The organism is Rhizobium sp. CF122 (assembly GCF_000282035.1).
In the GTDB taxonomy this organism is placed as follows: domain Bacteria; phylum Pseudomonadota; class Alphaproteobacteria; order Rhizobiales; family Rhizobiaceae; genus Rhizobium.
In genome coordinates this window covers 129998-147849 of sequence record NZ_AKKA01000008.1, presented here as the reverse complement: position 1 = coordinate 147849, position 17852 = coordinate 129998, and the positions used below count along the sequence as shown (strand labels likewise).

The window sequence follows — 17852 nt, the reverse complement described above, 5'->3', positions numbered from 1 at the left end:
ATCGGAATCATGAACAAGACTTCCTTTTCAGCAGGAGCGATGCTCCTCGCCGGCGCTCTGGTCGTCGGCTCCGCCACCGTGTCCTTCGCAGCCGCGCAGGACTACGAGTTCCAGCCGGTTTCGACCGACGTCAAGCAGGGCCAGGGATCGCTGGTCTCCGTCCGCCTGGTCGACAAGCGGACGGGCAAGCCGGTTCCCGACGCCGTCATCTTCACCACCCGCATGGACATGGCCCCCGAGGGCATGGAGACGATGACGACCCCAGTCGAAGCGGCCAGCTCGACGGAACCCGGCGTCTACGCCTTCAAGTCCGACTTCACCATGGCGGGCGGCTGGCGCTTCAAGCTCGCCGCCAAGATCCAGGGCGAGCCGGACACCGTCGAGGGCGAAGTCGTCCTCAAGGCAGCGCCTTGAACACGCCATCGCGTGTGGCAGCCACGCTCTGCCTCGCCGTATTGCTCGGCGCGGGAGGCTATTGGGCTGGCACGAACAACCTGGCATCCGTTCTCGGCTTCGACCTGGCCGAGACGGCGCTCGCAACGCCCGCCGCTCCCACTCCCTCCCCGACTGGAGCGGTCATCTACTACCGCCATCCGGACGGCTTGCCGCAGTTCTCGGCGACGCCGAAGAACATCGACGACGGACGACCGTTCGTCGCCGTGCACGCGAGCGAGGACGTCAGCTTCGACGACAAGGCGAAGGCGCCCGCCGCTGCCGCAGCCACGGACGCCCCGCCGTCGAAACGACCCATCCTCTACTATCGCAACCCGATGGGTCTGCCGGACACGTCGAAGGTGCCGAAGAAGGATTCGATGGGCATGGACTACATTCCTGTCTACGAGGGCGAGCAGTCCGACGCTTCCACGGTCAAGGTCTCGCTCGGCAAGCTGCAGCGCACGGGCGTGAAGACGGCGACCGCCGAGATGGCCAGCATCGGCCGCAAGGTTCGCGTGCCGGGCACCGTGGCGCTCGATGAGCGCCTCGTCAGCATCATCTCGATGCGCACGGACTCCTTTATCGACGACGTCGCCAACGTCACGACGGGCGACCACATCGGCAAGGGAGAGAGGCTCTTCCGCTTCTATTCGAGGGAGATCGCCACCGCCGCCTCGGAATACGCCGCCGGCAGGACCGGTGGACGCGGAGACGACGACGCCGGCTCGGCATTGCGGCTGAAGAACCTCGGCGTCCCGCAGGAAGTCGTCGATAGCATAGCCCGGACCCGACAGGTGCCGGCGAGCATGACCTACACCGCCCCGCGCGATGGCATCGTGCTCGAGCGCATGGCGACGACCGGCATGATGGCCAAGCCCGGCGACGTGCTGTTCCGCATCGCCGACATCTCCAACGTCTGGGTGATCGCCAACGTCCCGGAATACGACCTCGCCTCCGTCCGGATCGGCGCGCAGGCCGACGTCACCGTCCGGAGCCTTCCAGGCAGGACGTTCAAGGGTATCGTCAATCTTGTCTATCCGGAGGTCGAGACGCAGACGCGGACGACGAAGATCCGCATCGAGCTCCCCAATCCGGACGGCACACTGCTCGCCAACATGTATGCAGACGTCGCGATCGAGGCCGGTGCTCCCAACCCGGTCGTCGCCGTCCCCAATAGCGCCGTCGTCGACACGGGCGACCGCCAGATCGTCTTCATCGACAAGGGCGACGGAAAGTTCGAGCCGAAAGACGTCGTGCTCGGCGTCCGAGGCGAGGACAGCACGGAGATCACCAAGGGCGTCGCCGCCGGCGACAAGGTCGTCGTGTCCGCTAACTTCCTGCTCGACGCGGAAAGCAACCTGAACTCGGCGCTCAGCGCCATGACCGAGGAGGCCAAACCATGATCTCCCGTTTGATCTCCTGGTCCGCCCATAATCTCGTGCTGATTTTCGTTGGCGCGGCGCTCGCCGTCGCCGGCGGCGTCTATGCTCTGCGGTCCCTTCCCCTGGACGCCATTCCCGATCTCTCCGACGTGCAGGTCATTGTCTATACCGAATATCCCGGCCAGGCCCCGCAGGTGGTCGAGGACCAGGTGACCTATCCGCTGACGACGTCGATGCTGACGGTGCCGAAATCAAAGGTCGTGCGCGGTTTCTCCTTCTTCGGCGTCTCCTTCGTCTATGTGATCTTCGACGACGGCACCGATCCCTACTGGGCGCGCAGCCGCGTGCTGGAATATTTGAACGCCGCACAAAGCCGCCTTCCCCAGGGCGTCACGCCGACGCTCGGCCCTGACGCGACGGGCGTCGGCTGGGTCTACCAGTATGCAGTCATCGCCAAGGAGCTGTCGCTCGCCGAACTGCGATCGGTGCAGGACTGGGTGGTGCGCTTCGCCGTTTCCAAGTCCGAAGGCGTCTCGGAAGTCGCCAGCGTCGGCGGCTTCGTCAAACAATATTCCATCGTCGTCGATCCGGCCCGCCTCAAGGCGCAGGGCGTGTCGCTCAGTGACGTCGCCAACGCGGTCCGCGCCAGCAACACCGACGTCGGCGGCCGTACGGTCGAGCTGTCCGAGTTCGAGTTCATGGTGCGCGGGCGCGGCTACCTCAAGGGTATCCCCGACATCGAGAACATCGTTCTGAAGAGCCAGAACGGCGTTCCGCTCAAGCTCAGTGACGTTGCCAAGGTGGAACTCGTTCCGGACGAACGGCGCGGCATCACCGAACTGAACGGCGAAGGCGAAGTCGCGAGCGGCATCGTGCTGCAGCGGTTCGGGGCCAATGCGCTGACCGTCATCGACAATGCCAAGAAGAGCCTCGATTCCATCCAGAGCAGCCTTCCGGCAGGGACCGAGATCGTTCCCGTCTACGACCGCTCGACCTTGATCGAGGCTGCTATCGAGACGCTGAAGGGCACGCTGGTGGAAGAATCCATCGTCGTCGCGCTGGTAACCATCGCGTTCCTGCTACATGTCCGCAGCGCCCTCGTCGCCATCATCATGCTGCCGGTCGGCATCCTGATCGCCTTCATCGCGATGCGGCTGCTCGGTCTTGGCGCGAACATCATGAGCCTCGGCGGTATCGCCATCGCCATCGGCGCGATGATCGACGCGGCGATCGTCATGATCGAGAACGCCCACAAGCATCTGGAACGGGCGCCGCCGGACAAGCCGAGGATCGACATTCTTGTCGAGGCGGCGAGCGAGGTCGGTCCGGCGCTGTTCTTCAGCCTGCTGATCATCACCGTATCCTTCCTGCCGATCTTCACGCTGGAATCGCAGGAGGGACGCTTGTTCGGTCCGCTCGCCTTCACAAAGACCTTCTCGATGGCGGCGGCCGCGCTGCTATCGGTGACGCTGGTGCCGGCACTGATGGTGCTGTTCGTCCGTGGGCATATCGTCCCTGAACGGAAGAATCCGGTGAACCGCTTTCTGATCTGGGTCTACCGCCCGGTCATCTCCGGCGTGCTGAAGGTGAAGACTTTGACGATCCTGGCCGCCGTCACCATCCTGGCGGCGACCGTCTGGCCCGCACAGCACATCGGCAGCGAGTTCATGCCCAATCTCGACGAGGGCACGCTGATGTACATGCCGACGACCCTGCCCGGCATCTCCGTCACCAAGGCGGCGGAGCTGATGCAGACGCAGGACCGCATCATCAAGTCCTTCCCCGAGGTGCAAAGCGTCTTCGGCAAGGCTGGGCGTGCCCTGACCGCCACCGATCCGGCCCCGACGGAAATGTTCGAAACGATCATCACGCTCAAGCCGAAGTCGGAATGGCGGCCGGGCGTGACGATCGACAGCCTGAAGCAGGAGATGGACGCGGCCCTGCAGTTCCCCGGCGTCTCCAACGCCTGGACCATGCCGATCCGGGCACGCATCGACATGCTGTCGACCGGGATCAGGACGCCCGTGGGCGTCAAGGTCTATGGCACTGACCTCGGCGAGATGGAGACGATCGCCCGCCAGATCGAGGCGGTTCTGAAGACGATCCCCGGCACGTCGAGCGCCTATGCAGAGCGGGTGATCGGCGGCTACTACCTCGACATCGTTCCCGATCGCGTCGCGCTGGGCCGCTACGGACTGACCATTAACGATGTCCAGGATGTCGTCAGCATGGCACTCGGCTCCGAGGTCGTCACTTCGACTGTCGAAGGCCGGGAACGATACGGCGTCGCGATCCGCTATCCGAGAGCCTTCCGGAGCGATCCGCAGGCGATCGCCAGGGACGTGCAAGTATCTCTCCCTGGCGGCGGAACCGTTCCTCTCGGCGAGGTGGCCGACGTCAAGCTCACCCGAGGGGCGACGACCATCCGTACCGAGAACGGCCAGCTTGCGGTCTACATCTACGTCGACATCGCCAACCGCGATCTCGGCGGTTACGTCGCCGAAGCCCAGCAGGCTGTCGCCAAATCGGTGAGGATGCCGCCCGGCTATTCCGTCGCCTGGAGCGGCCAGTTCGAATATCTCGAACGGGCCGAGGCGCGGCTTGCGATCGTCGTCCCCCTGACGCTGGCGCTGATCTTCCTGCTGCTTTACCTGAACTTCAAGGCGCTGACCGAGACGATGATCGTCATGCTGTCCCTGCCCTTCGCGCTGGTCGGCGGCATATGGCTGATGTGGTGGATGGGTTTCAATGCGTCCGTGGCGGTCGCCGTCGGCTTCATCGCCCTTGCGGGTGTGGCGGCCGAGACGGGTGTGATCATGCTGATCTACCTCGACCACGCCTTGAAGGAACAGCGCGAAGCCTGTGAAAAGGAAGGTCGTTCCTTCTCGAGGCTGGACCTCAACAGAGCGATCATGGTCGGCGCGGTCGAGCGCGTCAGGCCGAAGATGATGACTGTCGTCGCCATCATGGCCGGCCTCGTTCCCATCCTCTGGAGGACCGGCACGGGATCGGAGATCATGCAGCGCATCGCCGCGCCGATGATCGGCGGGATGGTGTCGTCGACGCTGCTGACGCTGGTCGTCATTCCGGCAGTCTACGGCATGGTCAAGGGATGGCGACTTCCTGCGACGGCGTATGCGATCTTGCGGTCCGACACGGAAGACGACGAGCGTAGCCTCGAGGCAGCGGAATGAACGGAGGCCATGATGGCCGACATCATGTGAGCATGGGGCTTGCGGGCATCCTCGGACTTGTGGTGATCGCGACTCTCCTTGTCGCGGTGGTCCTGCTGCTGCGGATGAAGGGAATAGTCTACGTCGCCGTTGCGTCGCTCGAGTCGGCCATGTCGAACAGCGACCTTCTCGATCTTCGGCCCTCGTTCGTCGTCCATGCCGCAGGCCTCGTCGTATTTCGCGACGACGGCAGTGTCGGTGTACAAGCCGCAGGGAATGACCCGATACGGATGGCGCAGACACCACCCGCCGCGAGCGGGCCGCCATTTCGCGTCCTTGGTTTGAAGTCCTCCTCCCTAGAATCCCAGTGGCGGCGCATAGAAGCATCGCACCGTGTCTTCGTTGGGAAACAGGCAGAGGTGGTAGGCGCCGTCCGGCGACTCCCGTGTCTGCGCCTGTGGGATCAGGAAGACGTGTCTGCGCGTCGCCAACCGATGGTCGCCGGGCAGCAGCGTCACTTCGTATCCTTCCGGGCGAGGGCGGACGGTCTTCGACGAAATCCTCTGGCAATCCCCGCTGTCACCGTCTCCGTTGCAGCAGAACGGCTCGTAGGTGAAGCCCGACGGCGCATGATGGGCGTGGGCCACGGTGGCAAACGCCATCCCGATCGCAGCAAGTATCATTCGCATGGCGTCCTCGCTTTCACATGCGTCGCGGAACATGGCAGCGCCCACGATCCCGACAGGACACGTCACTCCCTTCCGTCGAAAGGATCGGCCAGCGCCGCCACCGGGCGGCTGATCGGATACTTGATGACGGAGACCTTCTCCGCGAGCTTGACGTCGCCGTTTTCCTTGAGAAGCGCACGGAAGCTCGGGTGCATGCCTCCATCCTGATAAGCGAGCGGCGTGAAGCTCTTGGCGGCAAGTTCCTGGTATCTCCGATCGTCGGCGGATGATTTGGCTACGACCGCCGGATCGGATTGATCGATGCGCTCCGGACATGCCGTAAGCGGATCGCCAGGATCGCCGTCCTTGAATTCGGCGTCGAAGACGTACTTCCTGCCGCATGCGGCGACCCTGGGTTCGCGTCGCCGAACTTCAAAGATGTCGTAGCCTTCCTTGAGGTTCCTCCAGAAGGCGAAATTCGAGTCGTCGCGATGTGCTGCGAGGTTCTGTGGCGTCATGCGAAACGGATAGGCCTGGACCTGGAACGCCTGCTGTCCACCCTTCAGGGCCTTCTCGATGACGGCGTAGATTTCGCCGACGCCCTGGTCGGTCAGCGCAAAGCAACCCGACGACGAGCAGGCGCCGTGCACCATCAGTGCTTCGCCGGAATAACCGAGGGCAGTCTCCAAACGGTTCGGGTAGCCGAGATTGAAGGAAAGATAGAACTGCGATTTCGGATTGAGGCCTCCCGTGGAGACGCTGTAGAACCCCTCTGGCGCCTGTCGGTCCCCGGTCTTCGTCTTAGGGCCGAGCTTGCCGGACCAGCGGCACATTGGATAGGTCTTGAGCAAGGCATAGCTGCCGCTGCCATCTGCTTTCCAGACCTCCAGTTCGCTTTCCATCTTGAAGATGCGGACAAGGACCGGACTTTCCGGCTTCATGCCTTTTGCCCGCATGCTGGCCAGCAGCTTCGGCGGTATATCGTGCGAAGCCACGCCGAGATCGTCGAGCGACTGTACGCAGCCGCTCAGGACCACGGCCACGGCCGCAAGCGCTACCCCGCGAAGACGTCGCCGCCCCCAGTCTATTTGATAGAAGACATTCAACAACGAAGATAAGCCACTGACGTGGATTGCAAACATCGACATGCGCAAGGTCATGCCCTTCCCTTTGGTCTGGAATTCGAGCGAACGGAGATCAGACGGAAGCGATGGGGGGACGCTGCTCGACAGGCTCGAGAGCGCCCGCAAAGGCAACGGAAGCGATGACGCCAAACACCACGGCGTCGGGCTGCGAATGAAGGTCTTCTGGAGCTTGTGCGACGATGCCGTCCTGCTGGCAGTGTGCCCCCGAAACAGATCGGCCGTCGCCGCGATGGTGTCCGTCGGAGGTCGCAGCGACACTGACGACAACCGGGTCTGCGTGGGCACGATCGACAGGTGCGGCTATGCAGGGTGCGGCAAGCGAACCCAGCAGCATCATGGTCGCGACAAGGACGTTGATCAGTAGGCGCATCGACTCGTTCTTGTGCAGGAGCATTCCTGCTTCAGCGGCGTCATAATGGTGAAGTTCGCGTTTCCGGTCAACGAGAAGGCCCATTTGTTCATCCTGCCCGTCGGCTATCCTATGGCTTGCGGCTTGCCAACACGCCAACCGTCTTCCAATGTCTGTCCGCTGGAGTGCTACACGTGAGGATCGGATTTTGGCTACCGGGACAGTAAAGTGGTTCAATCAGGACAAGGGTTTCGGCTTCATCCAACCGGACGACGGATCGACCGACGCATTCGTCCATATATCGGCTGTTCAGCGTTCGGGTCTGTCCGGATTGAAGGAAGGCCAGAAGGTCAGCTACGAGATCGTTCAGGACCGGCGGTCAGGAAAGTCTTCTGCTGAAAACCTCAAGGTCCTTTAGGCAAACGGCCGTCGACCAGCATGTTCGAACGGCCGACGTCTTTGGCGGGCCGCCACGGCCGGCAAAAAGAAGCGCGCCCGTGCCAATATCGCTCTTGTTCGAGAGCATCGTCTCCGCACGAAGCGAGGGGTGCGGTTCCGTGCCTTGGAAAGGGCCAACGTCGGGTCGCAATGATTGCGTCGGTCGTCGTCGCCTTTCTCGCAGCGATCGCGCTACACGCGCTCTTCGATGGCTAGAAACGACGAGATGGTCCAGATATTCGCGACACCGTACAATTTTACGAAAAATTTAGGTTAATTTTATCGATCCGAAGCTGCCTGTTTCGGTCTGGAAAAAGAAGGCTACAACTTTCACCAAACACGTCCCTCGACGTGTCCCAGCCCTTCAGACACAGCCACGGATCGTCGCAATGAATACTATTGCCAATTCGGATTCTGCATATTTTCCCTCGGCACGAAGTCTCTCATCTCAAACCGCGGAGAAGGTGCGGTCCAGGGCGGTCGGTCCCGATATCCTGCGATCTCTGGCAATCCTTCTCGTCATGCTCGTGCACCTCCCCGTCGAGGCAACGCCGTCCATGCTGGTCGGTGTCCGCAATTACGCATGGGTGGGCGTCGACATCTTCTTCGTTCTGAGCGGGTTCCTGATCGGAACCCAGCTCTTCAAAGAGGTCTCGCGGACGGGAAGCGTTGACCTGAAGTCCTTCTATCTCCGCCGCGCCATCCGTATTTTCCGGCGTTCTTTGTTGTTCTCGGCCTTTACGCAATCTTTCCCGTGCTTCGAGACGCCCCGACAATGCAATCGGTCTGGAGCTTCGCGACCTTCACTGTGAACTTCGACTTCGACCCGCGCATAGGCCGGGCCTTCACACAGGCGTGGTCGCTTTGCGTGGAGGAGCATTTCTATCTGGCTCTGCCGCTACTCGTGCTACTCTTGCATCATCGGATCGGCGTGGGTCGGGCGCTCTTCATCGCTGCGGCAATGGCGATTGCGGGAACGATCCTTCGATACACGATCTGGGAAAGCCAGGTCGGCGTCCTCGTCGACGCCGGCAAGCTTCGAGATGCGTTTGCCGTCTATCTCAGGGACGTATATTATCCGACATACACCCGCCTGGACGGCCTCATGTTCGGTGTGATCCTTGCAGCCGCGCGGTTTTTCAAGCCGGAACTCTGCAGGCATTGCGCGCCTCCACGTGTCGCTCTGCCGGCCGGTGTTGCTCTCGTCGCGAGCGCGCTAGTCCTGTTTTCGATCCGAGGGCCGTTGGAAGGAACGAATCTCTTCCTTGTGTTCCAGGCGCAGCTCGGTTCGGTGGCCGGATTCCCGCTCGTCTCGATCGGGATCGCGCTCATTCTGGGCGCCATGCTCGACCTCGAACATGTTCTGAAACGATGGCCGGTTCCGGGCGCCGCGGCCGTCGCCACCTTGTCGTACAGCCTGTATCTGACCCACAAGTCGGCCTTCCATGTCGACAGGCTCATCTTTGGGGAAGAGAACCTCCGGGGCGGAATCGGTTTCGTGGTCTACCTGGTCACCAGCTTCGCTGTGGCGGTCATGCTGTGGTTCTGCGTCGAGAGGACCTTCCTTCGCCTTCGCGACCGCATTCTCTCTTCCGGCCGATGACCTGAATTCTTCCGAATTCGGCCTGCCGCGGAGATTGCCGGCGCTGACGGACGATATGGGCGCTGGCGGGAAGCGCCCTGTCGGGAGCCGTCGAAGCTGCGCTTTTCTAGTGCAGGATCGGCCTTGACCTTCCCATGGTTGGAAGCGCCACATCGGGGCGGCCAAGCAATTTGGAGACCATGATGTACGAATTCGAAATTCGGAACATGACCTGCGGCCATTGCGCGAGCACGGTGGAGAAGGCGATCAAGGCTGCCGATCCGCAAGCATCCGCCGTCATCGACCTTGGTGCGAAGACTGCACAGACCAAGCTTGACCCGTCAGCAATAAACGCGGCCATCGAGACTGCCGGATATCCCTCCAGTTTCAGGCAGATCTGACTGTTGCCAGACGTCGCGATCAAGGCGCAGCCTCACGCGAATCCTCGTCCTCAGTCCATCCTGAACCTGGCGTGGCAGGTCGTGCAGGTCTGGAGCATGAGGTGGAACGCATGTTCCGCCGGCATCGCCGACAGCTCCTGCTCGTTGCGTACGTGGGTGCCGAGTGGGCCGCCGCCCATGGCCTCTCCAGGCTTCATGCGCATGCTGGCGGGCATCGGTCCGGGGTTTTTCTCCGCCGCGGCGTCGAGCGCGACAGCGTAGTCGCGCAGGTCGTTCGCAATGCGGTTGAACCGGTCGCGCTCTTCGAGGATGCTCGGCCTGGCCTTCGACTGCGGGCTTGCGGTCTCGGACGCGAAATGTCCCGAGAGAACGACCCCCGACCTGTCGCGGATGGTGTCGGCCGCCCACCTGAACTCGGCGGCCTTGTAGATCGCCGGATCCTTGAACATGCCCGAGATCGTCTTCGCGGCCGCGGCCATGGCCTTCATGTCCGCGCGCCGAAGGGCGACGACATCCTCGGCGGCAGGCGACGGGACAGCCGTCATCAGGGCCGCTCCCACGACGGAGAGCAGTCCGAACCTGTTCAGGTAAGTAGTCTGTCTCATAAAAGCTGCGTTCCGGATCGGCCCCATGCCACTTGCGACGGGTATCCGTTGCTTCACCGGATATCCGCTCTCATCTGGGCAGGAAGAGGGCGAGCGCCCTCCCCGATCAAGCCGCCATCTTGCGGCAGCTATCGGCGCAGCAGCGGCAGGCGTCGACGCAGCTCTGCATGTCGCCGTTCCGCTCGTAGTCGTCGGCGCGACTTGCCGATGAGGAAGCGTTAACCGCTGCCGGTTAGTCTGCGCCTCTCGCTCGGAGAGGATCGATGAAAGGCGGCTATTCGCTGGCCCAGATAGGACTTCACTGGCTGGTCGCCCTCCTGGTGCCGGTCCAGTACCTGACGGGCGGCAGCATCGAGAGAACCCACCACGCCGTCCACATGGGCATGACGCCGTCGTACTGGGACGTCGTCCAGCACCACCTCCACAACTACGCGGGAATGGCGATCGGCCTGCTGATGGGCATGCGGCTGGGTCTTCGCATACTTCAGCCGCCCGAGACCGACGCGCGCGGCTCATGGACCGGGCGGGCCGCCACAGCGCTTCATCACGCCTTCTACGCAGCAATCATCGGACAGGCCTGCATGGGGTTCGTCGCAAGCTACCTCTGGTTCGGGATCGCGCCGTACCACGTCGTGGGGTCGAGGATCATCCTGGCGATGGTCGCGCTGCATCTCACCGCGGCGGCCTGGCACACGCTAGTCGCCCGTGACGAGGCGGTCGATCGGATGGTGTTCCCGCGCCGGAAGCGGTCAGCCCAAGAACTGTAAAGTGGCCAGCGTCAGCACGACGTAGCGGCCCGTCTTGGCCACGAACACGAGGATCGTGAACGGAAGCAGCGGCTCCCTGAGCACGCCGGCGACAACCGTGAGAGCGTCTCCAAACACCGGCATCCAGGACAAGAGCAGCGTCCATTTCCCGTATTTCCTGTACCAGCGGGACGAACGTTCGAGCGCCTCCTCCCCGACCGGAAACCAGCGCCGGTCCCGAAACCTTTCGACGCCGCGGCCGAGGAACCAATTGACGATGCTTCCAAGCGTGTTTCCGACACTGGCGACGGCGAGCAGAACCGGGACGGAGAACTTGCCGGTGAGAAGAAGACCGACCAGTACGGGCTCCGACTGCATCGGCAATATCGTGGCCGCGCCCAAGGCTGCGATGAAAAGGCCGAAGTAGGATGCGAGATCGAACATTGTCAGAAAGGAACAGCCCCTATTGACCTTACTACCGTTGGAAGCCCTAGCTGTGCACAACGTGATGTTCGCGCCACATAAAGGACTCGAACATCGACGAGACATAGGTCCTAATTGAAATCGCGCTGCTTTGCATGTAGCTCGTTGGGAATGGGCAAGATGTACCGAATCACAGTGAGCAGGCTGCTCGTGATGATGCGGCTGGTGATCATCGTATCACTGGCGGGGTACTCGCTGTCGAACGCCAACGCCGCGATGCACGGCTCTTCGTTCCCCGATCTGAAAGCCGTCGTCGCGGACGTGTCACTCTCCCACGAGGCTCACGACATGACGGAAGCGGCCCATCACGACCACTCGCTTGGCGACGTATCCGATGATGGCGATAGCGCTTCGAAGCTTGTCAAGCAGGAATGCTGCAAGGATTTCTGCGGCGGGCTTGGCATCATTTGTGAAGGCCCCGACGTCGGCGGACCCGTCGTGACCTCGATCCGGCAGTTCGTCGACGACCGGACGACCGTGGGCGAACTGCCGCCCCTCCACCGTCCCCCGAATATCTGAATAGAGACGCACCCGCTTGATCGGGTTCAGTCGGTCGCCTGCCTTTACTTAGGCGAGCGCCCGTAGGCTATCTCTTATTCGGAAATTTCATAATGAAACCCTCGCTTTTCGTGGTGGGGCTGCCGCTTGTCATCGGCGGCTGCGCATCCACGCTTCCTCCCGACGTGGTGGCGTCCTCCGCTGCAGTCGAACAGCCGTTCGCGCGCCCGGCCGCATACCGCTCACCGATTGCGGGCTATGTTGCCAGGCAGCCCGTCGATCCCAAGCCATGGCGCAGACAGAACGACCTGCAGTCTCCAGCCAATGGAGACGCCCCATGATCGACCCTAGAAGAATGATGGTGGCACTGGCATTCCCGCTGGTGCTGAGTGGCTGCGTCACAGGCGCCGAGTATTCCAGCAAGGAGGCGGGCTTCACCTCCGTCTCAAACAAGACCGCCACTGTCACGGCAAAAGAGACCGTCTGGATCCAGAACCAGAACCAGGCCCGGTCGGCCGCCGCGCAGGTCAGAAGCCTGCTCGCTCGAAAGAAGACCCTCGACGTCGAGACGGCCGTCCAGATCGCCCTGCTCAACAACAGGGGCCTCCAGGCGGCCTACGCCGATCTCGGCGATAGCGCGGCAGACGCCTGGCAGTCGACGATGTTCATCAATCCGACCGTCTCCATCGGCACGACGGGCATGGGGACGCCGGAACTGGGGGCGTTCAAGACCATCGAGGGGATGATCACGACGAACATCTTGGCGCTCGCGACGAGGAACCGGGACATAGCGATCGCCGACACCCGTTTCCGGCAGGCGCAGTTGAGCGCGGCCGTGAGAACGCTCCAGGTCGCCGCCGACACGCGACGTGCTTGGATCGGAGCCGCAGCGGCCTGGGAGAACGTCGGGCAGCTCCAGCGCGCCCAGGCGGCGGCCGACGCCGCCTCCGAGCTCGCGGAGAAGCTGGGCGAGACCGGCGCGATGACCAAGGGCGCCCAGGCCCGCGAACATGTGTTCGTCGCCGAACTTGCCGGAGAAACCGCCAAGGCCCGCCTGGCGGCACGACTCACCAAGGAGGAACTGACGCGGCTCATGGGCCTTTGGGGCACCGACCTGGACTACCAGGTTCCAAACAGCCTGCCGCCGTTACCCAGGTCCGTCGTCAGACGCGACACCATCGAGGCCGAAGCACTCCGAAACCGGATAGACCTCCAGGTGGCGAAGCTCGAACTCGAAGCCACCGCCAGGTCGTACGGTCTGACTGAAGCGACCCGCTATGTCACCGACCTCGAGATCTTGACGGGCTTCGAAACGGAACGGGAAATCGAGGACGACGAGAAAAAGACGAAGACGACCGCCCAGGTCGAGCTGGAGTTCGCCATCCCGATCTTTGACACCGGCAAGGCCCGCATGCGCAAGGCCGAGGTGGCATACATGCGCGCAGCCAACCAGCTCGCGGAGAAGGCCGTCAACGTCCGCTCGGAAGCACGCTCCGCGTACGAGGCGTACCGCTCGAACTACGACATCGCGCGGCACTACCGCAATAGCGTCGTGCCGCTGCGCACCAAGGTCGAGGAGGAGTCACTGCTGACCTACAACGGCATGATCACCAACACCTTCGAGCTGCTGACCGACACCCGCGAAAAGATCAACTCCATCCTGCTCTCCGTCAACGCCAAGCGCGACTTCTGGCTGGCCGATGCCAACCTCGCGCCTGCGATCTACGGCGGCGGCGCGACGAACGCGTCGGCAGAGCCCGAGGTCGTCGCTGCTTCCGAAAGCAGCGGCGGCGGCGGCCATTGAGAAAGGAACCCACCATGTTCAACAGACGACAACTGTTCGGTGCGAGCGCGGCCCTGCTGGCGGCGGGAGCCTGGACGAAGACGTCGGCGATGGGCCTGCCCGACGCCCCGACAATGGAATCGGCCGACATGCAGCCGCCGCTCCACCCGACCTCGGGTCCGGACTACCAGCCGGTCGTCACCCTCAACGGCTGGACCCTGCCCCACAGGATGAACAACGGCGTCAAGGAGTTTCATCTGGTCGCTGAACCAGTCGAGCGCGAGATGGCCGACGGCATGACAGCCTACTTGTGGGGTTACAACGGACAGTCTCCGGGTCCAACGATCGAGGCAGTCGAAGGCGACCGCGTCCGCATCTTCGTCACCAACAAGCTCCCGGAGCACACGACGATCCACTGGCACGGCATGCTCGTGCCGTCGGGCATGGACGGCGTCGGCGGGCTGACGCAGCCGCACATTCCAGTCGGCAAGACCTATGTCTACGAGTTCGACCTCGTGAAGTCCGGCACCTTCATGTACCACCCGCACTCCGACGAGATGGTGCAGATGGCCATGGGCATGATGGGCTTCTTCGTCGTCCATCCCAAAGACCCGAAGTTCATGCCGGTCGACCGCGACTTCGTCTTCCTGCTCAACGCCTATGACATCGATCCCGGCTCCTACGTGCCTCGGATCATGGAGATGACCGACTTCAACATGTGGTGCTGGAACAGCCGCGTGTTTCCGGACATCAGCCCCCTCGTCGTTTCCAAGAACGACAGGGTGCGGGTCCGCGTCGGGAACCTGACGATGACGAACCATCCAATCCACATGCATGGCTACGACTTCGAAGTGACATGTACCGACGGCGGCTGGGTGCGGCCGCAAGCGCGGTGGCCCGAGGTGAGCATCGACATCCCGGTCGGCGCAATGCGCGCCTACGAGTTCGACGCCAAATACCTCGGCGACTGGGCGATCCACTGCCACAAGTCGCACCACACGATGAACGCGATGGGTCACGACATCCCGACCTTCATCGGCGCGGACAAGTCGAAGGTCGCCGAGAAGATCAAGAAGCTGCAGCCGGAATACATGCCCATGGGCACCAAGGGCATGGCCGACATGGGCGAAATGGAAATGCCCATCCCCGAGAACACCGTGCCCATGATGACCGGCTGGGGGCCGCACGGCCCGATCGAGATGGGCGGCATGTTCTCGGTCGTGAAGGTCCGCGAGGGCATCTCGGCGGACGATTACTCAGATCCCGGCTGGTACGAAAACCCGCCCGGAACGCAGGCCTGGGAGTGGACCGGCGAGCTGCCGGACGCGACCAAGGCCAAAGACGCGAAAACTCAAATCACGCCAAAGCCGACAAACGGCTGAGGCTCAATCTCCCATATCCAAAAAAGGATCTACGCATGAGGAACTATGTACTGGCACTGGCGCTCGTGGCTCTCGCAACCCCAGCGCTCGCTTCCGGCAATCACGCTGGCGGCCACGGTGAGAAAATGGCAGTCGGCGAGCCTGGCGACAAGGCGAAGGCGACACAGACGATCCGCGTCACGATGAAGGAAACCGACGACGGCAAGATGGTATTCACTCCGGCCGTCCTCAACGTCCGCAAGGGGCAGACGGTCAAGATCGCGATCAAGAATGCCGGCACCGTCGACCACGAGTTCGTGCTCGATCAGGAAGACAAGATTCTCGAGCACAAGGCGGTCATGGAGAAGTTTCCCGAGATGGAACATGACGATCCAAACTCGATTCGCCTACCTGCCGGCCAATCCGGCGAGATCGTCTGGAAGTTCACCACCGACGGCGCATTCAAGTTCGCCTGCCTGATCCCCGGCCACTACGAAGCCGGCATGCACGGCGATGTCACCGTCGCTGGGAAGTAATCCTCAATAAAAGGAGTCACGAAGATGAAATCCGCAATGATCAAAATCGGCGTAGCCGCCCTGCTTTGTGCCAGCGCGGCATTCGGTGCGTTCGCCCAGGAATTCACCAAGGGCGTCGTCAACAAGGTCGACGCCAAGGCAAAGAAGGTCACCATCAAGCATGAAGACCTGAAGAACCTCGACATGCCTGCGATGACGATGGTCTTTCGCGTCGAGGACCCGGCTCTGCTCCAAAAGCTGAAGGAAGGCTCAAGCATCGAGTTCGTTGCCGAACGCGTGAATGGCAAGCTGACCGTCACCGAAGTAAAATAGCGAGACTCCTGCCGCCCGGATCCAACCGGGCGGCAGGACATCGAGGAGTTGAGACGATGCACAGGAGAAGCTTCATCGCAATGGCGGCATCCGCCCTGGCGTTCCTTGGCGGAGGGGCCCTCGCCGCCGCGCCGGCGAAGATGACGGTCTACAAGGATCCGAACTGCGGCTGCTGTCATGAATGGTCGAAGGCAATGGCCGCGGCAGGATTTTCCGTCGACGCCCGCGACACCGACAACCTTGCCGCGGTCAAGGCGCGGCTGGGCGTGCCTGCCGACTTGGAGGGCTGCCACACCGCCGTTGTCGAGGAATACTACCTCGAGGGACATGTGCCGCTCGAGGCCGTCCAGCGGCTGCTGCGGGAGCGGCCGCCAGTCCGAGGGCTGGCCGTACCGGGGATGCCGCCTGGTTCGTTGGGAATGGGCGACGACCCGCAAACGTCCTATGACGTCTATGCTATTCCGTCAGGGACCGAAGCGCCATACGTGTTCATGGAGGTCCGCCCCCGAAAGGGCTGACGCCTCGATCGATCAAACCATGCCGTACGGCCGTTCAGGACACCTGAGCGGTGCAGAGCGCAGCCCAGAGATCATGCTTCCAGTCGGTTCCCGGCCGCGCCGAAACGTCGATCGCATAGTCGGCGGAATTGATCCGTACCATGGCGGGCGAAAGGCAGCGTACGCTCGCCTTGTGCCTTCCTCCGTCCCGATAGAGTACAGCCCCGCCACCGTCGAATTCCGACAGCGTGATGACGACGTCGAAATCGAAGGCCGGATCGCGGGAGGGACCGCCCTCCGCCAGACTGAGACTGACCGACCGGCTGCCGCTAAGAGAAGCGGTGTGGAAGACGGCAAGCCCGGACGCCGCCGACATCGATGCGGACTGCGCGCAAAGGATCAGGGACAGAAGGACGCGACGCATCTCCCCCTCCCGTGGATGATGCACTTCGATCTTATCATATCAGCGGAGGCTCCGCGACTATTCACAGAACCTCCGAAAACGGATCCGCCGGCTCCGCTAAGGCCGCATGAACACGTGAATTTCCTCGGTCGTGACCTTGCCGTCCTTGTTCGCGTCCACGCTGTCGAATATCCGCTTATGGATCGCCGTCACCTCCTCGAAGGACAGCGCGCCGTCCCCGTCGGCGTCGGCGACCGCGAACATAATCTTCATCATGTGTCCGTGCATCGCCATCATCGGCCTGCCGCCCATCATGCCGGACGGCATCATGCCAGTCCGGCCGGGCATGGCTCCCGGGCCCTGCCCCGTCGTTCCATCGTCCGCGTCGGACGGCGGGGTTGCCTGTGCCGGCGTCGCAGGATGATGCGGGCCGGCATCGTTGGTCTGCGCAAGCGTGAGACCAGTTCCGCCGGCCGCGATCAGCGCGGCCAGCACGGCTGCCTTTGGCAATCTTGTCATCGTCATGTCCGTTCTCCTCTTGCGTGGTCTTCTTCCACCTGCGTCCATCCTGCGCAGGACAGGCACCCACAGATCGTGCTCCCGCGGGTCCCGGCCTAGTCCAACGACGAGCGGCGCAGGCGCAGGGAGTTGGCAATGACGCTGACGCAGGACAGCGCCATGGCGGCGGCCGCGATGATCGGTGAGAGCAGCAGCCCGAGCGCCGGATCGAGCACGCCCGTCGCCACGGGCACCTCTGCCGCGTTGTAGATGAAGGCGAAGAACAGGTTCTGGCGGATGTTGCCCGTGGTCGCATGGCTGAGCTTGCGCGCCCTGGCGATGCCCTGAAGGTCGCCCTTCAGCAGCGTGACACCCGCGCTCTCGATCGCCACGTCGGTTCCCGTGCCCATGGCGGTACCGACGTCGGCGGCGGCGAGCGCCGGGGCGTCGTTGACCCCGTCGCCGGCCATCGCGACGACACGGCCTGCCGCGGGCGCAAGCAGAAGCGCGAGTGCGACCAGGAAGGCCAGCCCTGCGTTCATCCATGCGAACCTGCG

At 62.8% G+C, this 17852-nt stretch carries 23 protein-coding genes and 1 pseudogene; 16 read left to right on the top strand and 8 right to left on the bottom strand.

What is annotated here, in order from left to right; genetic code table 11:
* The first annotated feature begins 9 nt into the window (after nucleotides 1-9).
* Genes PMI09_RS01115 through PMI09_RS01105 form a run of 3 tightly spaced genes read left to right on the top strand, consistent with a single transcriptional unit; the run spans nucleotide 10 to nucleotide 5011 of the window.
* On the top strand, nucleotides 10-414 hold the full coding sequence (locus PMI09_RS01115) for a FixH family protein (RefSeq protein ID WP_244423699.1): 405 nt from the start codon (nucleotides 10-12) through the stop codon (nucleotides 412-414).
* Nucleotides 411-1838 carry an efflux RND transporter periplasmic adaptor subunit gene (locus tag PMI09_RS01110; protein ID WP_007788017.1) on the top strand — a complete coding sequence of 476 codons (1428 nt, stop codon included), beginning with the start codon at nucleotides 411-413 and terminating at the stop codon, nucleotides 1836-1838. Before PMI09_RS01115 ends, PMI09_RS01110 begins: the two co-directional genes overlap by 4 nt.
* Nucleotides 1835-5011, top strand: coding sequence for an efflux RND transporter permease subunit (locus PMI09_RS01105; protein WP_007788016.1), 3177 nt, complete (start codon nucleotides 1835-1837; stop codon nucleotides 5009-5011). The genes PMI09_RS01110 and PMI09_RS01105 overlap by 4 nt, the downstream gene beginning before the upstream one ends.
* Before the next feature lie 335 nt (nucleotides 5012-5346).
* On the opposite strand, the gene PMI09_RS01100 is transcribed toward PMI09_RS01105, so the two are convergent.
* The 3 genes from PMI09_RS01100 to PMI09_RS01090 all read right to left on the bottom strand — a co-directional run bounded on the left by PMI09_RS01100 (nucleotide 5347) and on the right by PMI09_RS01090 (nucleotide 7257).
* Complete coding sequence (locus PMI09_RS01100; protein WP_007788014.1) at nucleotides 5347-5679, bottom strand: hypothetical protein; 333 nt, start codon at nucleotides 5677-5679, stop codon at nucleotides 5347-5349.
* A gap of 62 nt (nucleotides 5680-5741) precedes the next feature.
* Nucleotides 5742-6818 carry a L,D-transpeptidase family protein gene (locus tag PMI09_RS01095; RefSeq protein WP_007788013.1) on the bottom strand — a complete coding sequence of 359 codons (1077 nt, stop codon included), beginning with the start codon at nucleotides 6816-6818 and terminating at the stop codon, nucleotides 5742-5744.
* 37 nt (nucleotides 6819-6855) lie between these two features.
* Complete coding sequence (locus PMI09_RS01090) at nucleotides 6856-7257, bottom strand: hypothetical protein (protein ID WP_007788012.1); 402 nt, start codon at nucleotides 7255-7257, stop codon at nucleotides 6856-6858.
* 103 nt (nucleotides 7258-7360) lie between these two features.
* Here PMI09_RS01090 and PMI09_RS01085 point away from each other — a divergent pair, with 103 nt between their 5' ends.
* The 4 genes from PMI09_RS01085 to PMI09_RS01075 all read left to right on the top strand — a co-directional run bounded on the left by PMI09_RS01085 (nucleotide 7361) and on the right by PMI09_RS01075 (nucleotide 9573).
* Nucleotides 7361-7570, top strand: coding sequence for a cold-shock protein (locus PMI09_RS01085; RefSeq protein WP_007788011.1), 210 nt, complete (start codon nucleotides 7361-7363; stop codon nucleotides 7568-7570).
* A gap of 409 nt (nucleotides 7571-7979) precedes the next feature.
* Entirely contained in the window at nucleotides 7980-8402 is a 423-nt protein-coding gene (locus PMI09_RS31930; RefSeq protein ID WP_007788010.1) for an acyltransferase family protein, read from the top strand.
* Entirely contained in the window at nucleotides 8366-9193 is an 828-nt protein-coding gene (locus tag PMI09_RS01080) for an acyltransferase family protein (RefSeq protein WP_007788008.1), read from the top strand. Before PMI09_RS31930 ends, PMI09_RS01080 begins: the two co-directional genes overlap by 37 nt.
* A gap of 182 nt (nucleotides 9194-9375) precedes the next feature.
* Nucleotides 9376-9573 (top strand): heavy-metal-associated domain-containing protein, encoded by a 198-nt coding sequence (locus PMI09_RS01075; RefSeq protein WP_007788007.1) that lies wholly within the window; start codon nucleotides 9376-9378, stop codon nucleotides 9571-9573.
* Between the two features lie 50 nt (nucleotides 9574-9623).
* Here the strand turns inward: PMI09_RS01075 and PMI09_RS01070 are convergent, their stop codons facing one another.
* Nucleotides 9624-10178 (bottom strand): cytochrome c, encoded by a 555-nt coding sequence (locus PMI09_RS01070; protein ID WP_037081464.1) that lies wholly within the window; start codon nucleotides 10176-10178, stop codon nucleotides 9624-9626.
* A 25-nt stretch (nucleotides 10179-10203) separates the two neighbouring features.
* On the opposite strand from PMI09_RS01070, the gene PMI09_RS32725 reads away from it, so the two are divergent.
* Together PMI09_RS32725 and PMI09_RS01065 are read left to right on the top strand one after the other, a co-directional pair.
* Nucleotides 10204-10389 (top strand): hypothetical protein, encoded by a 186-nt coding sequence (locus PMI09_RS32725; protein WP_193385374.1) that lies wholly within the window; start codon nucleotides 10204-10206, stop codon nucleotides 10387-10389.
* A 52-nt stretch (nucleotides 10390-10441) separates the two neighbouring features.
* Entirely contained in the window at nucleotides 10442-10945 is a 504-nt protein-coding gene (locus PMI09_RS01065; protein WP_007788003.1) for a cytochrome b, read from the top strand.
* Here the strand turns inward: PMI09_RS01065 and PMI09_RS01060 are convergent.
* Nucleotides 10928-11368: a YqaA family protein gene (locus tag PMI09_RS01060; protein WP_007787999.1), complete on the bottom strand. Its 441-nt coding sequence runs from the start codon at nucleotides 11366-11368 to the stop codon at nucleotides 10928-10930. The two genes, PMI09_RS01065 and PMI09_RS01060, sit on opposite strands and share 18 nt — an antisense overlap.
* A gap of 159 nt (nucleotides 11369-11527) precedes the next feature.
* Here PMI09_RS01060 and PMI09_RS01055 point away from each other — a divergent pair, with 159 nt between their 5' ends.
* From PMI09_RS01055 to PMI09_RS01025, 7 genes are all read left to right on the top strand, one after another.
* Complete coding sequence (locus PMI09_RS01055; protein WP_007787997.1) at nucleotides 11528-11926, top strand: hypothetical protein; 399 nt, start codon at nucleotides 11528-11530, stop codon at nucleotides 11924-11926.
* Between the two features lie 92 nt (nucleotides 11927-12018).
* A complete protein-coding gene (locus tag PMI09_RS01050) occupies nucleotides 12019-12246 on the top strand; it encodes a hypothetical protein (protein WP_007787990.1) in 228 nt (75 codons plus the stop codon).
* On the top strand, nucleotides 12243-13709 hold the full coding sequence (locus PMI09_RS01045; RefSeq protein ID WP_007787986.1) for a TolC family protein: 1467 nt from the start codon (nucleotides 12243-12245) through the stop codon (nucleotides 13707-13709). Before PMI09_RS01050 ends, PMI09_RS01045 begins: the two co-directional genes overlap by 4 nt.
* A 14-nt stretch (nucleotides 13710-13723) precedes the next feature.
* The gene (locus PMI09_RS01040) at nucleotides 13724-15070 is read left to right on the top strand and encodes a multicopper oxidase family protein (protein ID WP_007787984.1); all 1347 of its coding nucleotides are present in this window, start codon (nucleotides 13724-13726) and stop codon (nucleotides 15068-15070) included.
* A gap of 35 nt (nucleotides 15071-15105) precedes the next feature.
* Nucleotides 15106-15585 carry a cupredoxin domain-containing protein gene (locus PMI09_RS01035; RefSeq protein WP_007787983.1) on the top strand — a complete coding sequence of 160 codons (480 nt, stop codon included), beginning with the start codon at nucleotides 15106-15108 and terminating at the stop codon, nucleotides 15583-15585.
* 24 nt (nucleotides 15586-15609) lie between these two features.
* A complete protein-coding gene (locus tag PMI09_RS01030) occupies nucleotides 15610-15897 on the top strand; it encodes a copper-binding protein (protein WP_007787981.1) in 288 nt (95 codons plus the stop codon).
* A gap of 56 nt (nucleotides 15898-15953) precedes the next feature.
* Nucleotides 15954-16415, top strand: coding sequence for a DUF411 domain-containing protein (locus tag PMI09_RS01025; RefSeq protein ID WP_007787979.1), 462 nt, complete (start codon nucleotides 15954-15956; stop codon nucleotides 16413-16415).
* 34 nt (nucleotides 16416-16449) lie between these two features.
* Here PMI09_RS01025 and PMI09_RS01020 read toward each other — a convergent pair whose 3' ends face one another.
* The 3 genes and pseudogenes from PMI09_RS01020 to PMI09_RS01010 form a co-directional block, all read right to left on the bottom strand.
* Entirely contained in the window at nucleotides 16450-16818 is a 369-nt protein-coding gene (locus PMI09_RS01020; protein WP_007787977.1) for a hypothetical protein, read from the bottom strand.
* A gap of 96 nt (nucleotides 16819-16914) precedes the next feature.
* The gene (locus tag PMI09_RS01015) at nucleotides 16915-17322 is read right to left on the bottom strand and encodes an EF-hand domain-containing protein (RefSeq protein ID WP_007787974.1); all 408 of its coding nucleotides are present in this window, start codon (nucleotides 17320-17322) and stop codon (nucleotides 16915-16917) included.
* 89 nt (nucleotides 17323-17411) lie between these two features.
* Nucleotides 17412-17780 (bottom strand): annotated as a pseudogene (locus tag PMI09_RS01010) (cation transporter); the annotation flags it as partial.
* Nucleotides 17781-17852: the final 72 nt, after the last annotated feature.

Bases quoted from the DNA above. Each gene is read 5' to 3' on its own strand.
- PMI09_RS01115 (WP_244423699.1), top strand. From the start codon at position 10: ATGAACAAGACTTCCTTTTCAGCAGGAGCGATGCTCCTCGCCGGCGCT.
- PMI09_RS01105 (WP_007788016.1), top strand. From the start codon at position 1,835: ATGATCTCCCGTTTGATCTCCTGGTCCGCCCATAATCTCGTGCTGATT.
- PMI09_RS01100 (WP_007788014.1), bottom strand. From the start codon at position 5,679: ATGCGAATGATACTTGCTGCGATCGGGATGGCGTTTGCCACCGTGGCC.
- PMI09_RS01095 (WP_007788013.1), bottom strand. From the start codon at position 6,818: ATGACCTTGCGCATGTCGATGTTTGCAATCCACGTCAGTGGCTTATCT.
- PMI09_RS01090 (WP_007788012.1), bottom strand. From the start codon at position 7,257: ATGGGCCTTCTCGTTGACCGGAAACGCGAACTTCACCATTATGACGCC.
- PMI09_RS31930 (WP_007788010.1), top strand. From the start codon at position 7,980: ATGAATACTATTGCCAATTCGGATTCTGCATATTTTCCCTCGGCACGA.
- PMI09_RS01080 (WP_007788008.1), top strand. From the start codon at position 8,366: ATGCAATCGGTCTGGAGCTTCGCGACCTTCACTGTGAACTTCGACTTC.
- PMI09_RS01075 (WP_007788007.1), top strand. From the start codon at position 9,376: ATGTACGAATTCGAAATTCGGAACATGACCTGCGGCCATTGCGCGAGC.
- PMI09_RS01070 (WP_037081464.1), bottom strand. From the start codon at position 10,178: ATGAGACAGACTACTTACCTGAACAGGTTCGGACTGCTCTCCGTCGTG.
- PMI09_RS32725 (WP_193385374.1), top strand. From the start codon at position 10,204: ATGCCACTTGCGACGGGTATCCGTTGCTTCACCGGATATCCGCTCTCA.
- PMI09_RS01065 (WP_007788003.1), top strand. From the start codon at position 10,442: ATGAAAGGCGGCTATTCGCTGGCCCAGATAGGACTTCACTGGCTGGTC.
- PMI09_RS01060 (WP_007787999.1), bottom strand. From the start codon at position 11,368: ATGTTCGATCTCGCATCCTACTTCGGCCTTTTCATCGCAGCCTTGGGC.
- PMI09_RS01055 (WP_007787997.1), top strand. From the start codon at position 11,528: ATGTACCGAATCACAGTGAGCAGGCTGCTCGTGATGATGCGGCTGGTG.
- PMI09_RS01050 (WP_007787990.1), top strand. From the start codon at position 12,019: ATGAAACCCTCGCTTTTCGTGGTGGGGCTGCCGCTTGTCATCGGCGGC.
- PMI09_RS01045 (WP_007787986.1), top strand. From the start codon at position 12,243: ATGATCGACCCTAGAAGAATGATGGTGGCACTGGCATTCCCGCTGGTG.
- PMI09_RS01040 (WP_007787984.1), top strand. From the start codon at position 13,724: ATGTTCAACAGACGACAACTGTTCGGTGCGAGCGCGGCCCTGCTGGCG.
- PMI09_RS01035 (WP_007787983.1), top strand. From the start codon at position 15,106: ATGAGGAACTATGTACTGGCACTGGCGCTCGTGGCTCTCGCAACCCCA.
- PMI09_RS01030 (WP_007787981.1), top strand. From the start codon at position 15,610: ATGAAATCCGCAATGATCAAAATCGGCGTAGCCGCCCTGCTTTGTGCC.
- PMI09_RS01025 (WP_007787979.1), top strand. From the start codon at position 15,954: ATGCACAGGAGAAGCTTCATCGCAATGGCGGCATCCGCCCTGGCGTTC.
- PMI09_RS01020 (WP_007787977.1), bottom strand. From the start codon at position 16,818: ATGCGTCGCGTCCTTCTGTCCCTGATCCTTTGCGCGCAGTCCGCATCG.
- PMI09_RS01015 (WP_007787974.1), bottom strand. From the start codon at position 17,322: ATGACGATGACAAGATTGCCAAAGGCAGCCGTGCTGGCCGCGCTGATC.